The sequence below is a fragment of the Candidatus Aegiribacteria sp. genome (assembly GCA_021108005.1).
In the GTDB taxonomy this organism is placed as follows: domain Bacteria; phylum Fermentibacterota; class Fermentibacteria; order Fermentibacterales; family JCC-6; genus Aegiribacteria.
This window is the reverse complement of the sequence record JAIORS010000057.1, coordinates 1-3162: the sequence shown is the minus strand read 5'-3', so window position 1 is coordinate 3162 and position 3162 is coordinate 1. Positions and strand designations below refer to the sequence as shown.

The window sequence follows — 3162 nt, the reverse complement described above, 5'->3', positions numbered from 1 at the left end:
CGCAGTTCTACCCTGAGGATGACAAGGAAAATGGTACATTGATTGAGGAAGGTGGTCTAACAGAATCGTGTTACAGGGATAGATTAGTGGAACACTTTCATAATGCCGGATGGATAGTTAAGATAAAGAACTCATGCAATATAAAAACAACTCCTGCACCTCCCGGGGTTGTACTAGAAGGAGCAAGAGTTGATGGTTTGCCGGTACAACCGACAGATATCGAATGGTGTGTTCTATTAGGGACCAATGCATAACCATCAAATGCAGTAGAACAGTGGCTTCGTCTCCAGTAAACTGGTAACACTGTCTACTGATTTGAAATGTTAGCATCAAACCAGAAAGCGAAAAGCATGAAATACAAAACCATAACGTATCCCTCTGGATTTGGGAAAAGCATGAGCATAGGCGTCACCGCTCCTTCGAGCGGGCTTGGTACCGATGTCTTCATTAAGCGGTTTGAACTCGTCGCACAGCGACTCACCGAAAAAGGGTACACCATCATCGAAGGGAATTGCCTTAGAGAGAACAGCAAGCATGTGAGCGGAACCCGCGAAGAGCGGGCGAACGACCTGTTGAATCTTTGGCTGGATCCCGATGTCGAAGCAATCATTCCTCCGTGGGGCGGTGAAGTGCTGATCGAGATTCTGGATCTTATCGATTTTGACCGCATCATGGATAGCCCAGCCAAATGGATCATGGGCTATTCGGACACCTCGACACTCCTGTTTGCCCTCACCTTGAAAACCGGGATAGCCACCGCGCATGGAATCAATTTCATGGATATCATTCCCACGCAAAGCGATTCTCTTTCAAGTCAAGCACTGGAGGTTCTAAAACTATCCAAAGATGAGACCTTCACACAGCATAGCAGTGAGAAACACCTATTGGCGTTCACCAACTTCAGCGACAATCTTGAAACAACCTACAACCTAACGGAATCGACCAAATGGAAAGTGCTCGACGGGTCATCGGAGGCAACATTTTCGGGCAGATTGATCGGCGGTTGCATTGATGTTATCAGCAACTTGACAGGGACGCAGTATGGAGACATGGAACATTTCAATGACATCTTCAAACAAGACGGCAGCATCGTCTACCTCGAAAACTGCGAGTTGCCCTCTTGTGCCCTAACCCGCGCCTTATGGCAAATGCGTCTGGCGCATTGGTTTGATGGTGCAACGGGAATTATCTTCGGAAGGAACAGTGGTCCGGATGCTAATAACACATCCGAGCTGAGCTATCTCGAAGTGCTCAAACAATGCACAGAAGGATTGAACATTCCGGTGGTCTACGATGCCGACATTGGTCACAAGCCTCCAAATATGACCCTGATCAATGGATCGTTTGCGGAGCTTTCATTGATTAAGGGCAAAGCCACACTCACCCAGTATTTGGTATAATGAAGTGAAGAATAATTCAGCAAAAATTATGCTAACAATGCCATGCACACGGATGCGGACAAGCCGCACCGGTGATGGCAGACGTTATGCCTGGAGTAGAAGGAAAGCTATTTTTTCGGTGGGAGAGGGTACTATGAAATACAATTCTAGATGCCTCTGGATTTCGTTGACTTTTATTATCTCTGCAATACTGTCATGCGGAAGCACAGATGACGAACCTGAAAGGCCTTTTGAATCAAGTATCGATACTGTGGTGGTGAGCGTGAGCGATACACTTGGTCTTCTCGTCGGGGACAGCAGTCTTGTCTTCGGGACAATCACTCAGGCATCCTGGGGTAAGGACGGGCGTCTTTACGTGCTGGACGGGCAGTTTGGAAGGTTGGCGATCTATTCCGAGGAGCTTGAGTTCTTTCGTTACATTGGAAGACTCGGCTCAGGACCCGGTGAGTTCCAGTACCCACAGAGCTTCGCTTTCCTGAGTGACGGCAGGTTGGCCGTATGCGATTGGGGTGCAGGAAGGGTGGTTTTCTTCGACAGTTCCTTTCAATACGTTGATCATCTTTACGGCTATTACCCCGACTCTCCGAGGTATATAGCACCTGGTCCTGGAAGTACCTATGTGGCAATGAACATGGAACTTGACCAGAGTGAGGGTGAACTTGAAGGAAATAGTTTTATTGCCAGATTTGGTCGGGAAATGGAACCAGAGCATATCTATGATTCCTGGCCGCTCGTGATAAGTACATACGGTAATCCCGAGAATCCCGATATCAGCATAGGTAGGGTGGATCATGATTTCGATTCCAACCTTGAAGGTACTGTCTATCTTGCTGAGAGGGATGACAGTACATACCTCGTGGAGGTGTTCCTGGCTGACGGGACTGTCGATACACTAGTGAACAGATCCTGGGAGCGGGTGGAGAAGTCTCAGGATCAAAGAGAACAGGAGTTCTTCGAGGAAACCAAGAATCAGAACGAAGACGGAAGTCAGATGGGCAGACATACCGTTCAGGACATTTACCCCTACCTTAATGCGATCGGATCCGTTGATGTCGACCCCGACGGCAATATCTGGGTGGGACAGGCTTATACGGATATCCCCACCTTTGAGGTCTACTCCCCTTCTGGAGAACTCAGTTTCGTTGCTGTAATTCCTGAGTTGGTTGCTGTCGAAGGCCTAGAGTACTGCTTCAGGTATGGCTATTTAGCTTATGATCGCCAGCCAGTTGATTACCCCAAAGTCTATATTCTGGAACCTGATACAATTGCTATAGAGAGATAATAGAACATAACGAAGTAAGGATTCGTAGCACACTGTAGTGTGCTGCAATCCTGTGTTGAATTAAGCGGTGCGAGTATTTGGATTTTCTATTCGAAGCGTATGATAAGCATAGCTTCTTGAAAACAGTCAAGAATAGTGAAGTAACCGGTCGGACATGCGAAGTTCAGATCGGTTTTAATGCATTTACGAGCAGACTCGGTCACTCGCGTACGAAGTATGTGGATTTTGGGTAGACCGGTTCCTGGCTGCTTCATGGGGGTTTTCAGCAGCATATACCAAGTGGGATAGTACAATCTCTTTTCTCTCATGGTGGTGCCCTCATCCGTTGCAGCGCAAGAAGATGTACGAGCGCAGTACCACAATGCGAGCAGTATAATGTTATCGGTTTCTCGATCGGGATTGTAAAAGGCGGCAGATCCAGTTGCTCCCGTATCGAATTGAGCTTTTCAGTACAGCGTTGATGGAGATATCCATAGTAAC

At 47.5% G+C, this 3162-nt stretch carries 3 protein-coding genes; all 3 read left to right on the top strand.

The genetic code is table 11. The features are described from left to right. Positions 1–254: hypothetical protein (locus K8S15_03490; protein ID MCD4775098.1), on the top strand; the 254-nt coding region annotated here is incomplete at its 5' end. A 96-nt stretch (positions 255–350) separates the two neighbouring features. Next, the gene (locus K8S15_03485; protein MCD4775097.1) at positions 351–1400 is read left to right on the top strand and encodes an LD-carboxypeptidase; all 1050 of its coding nucleotides are present in this window, start codon (positions 351–353) and stop codon (positions 1398–1400) included. Between the two features lie 133 nt (positions 1401–1533). Beyond that, a complete protein-coding gene (locus tag K8S15_03480; GenBank protein MCD4775096.1) occupies positions 1534–2682 on the top strand; it encodes a 6-bladed beta-propeller in 1149 nt (382 codons plus the stop codon). The last annotated feature ends 480 nt before the right edge of the window (positions 2683–3162 follow it).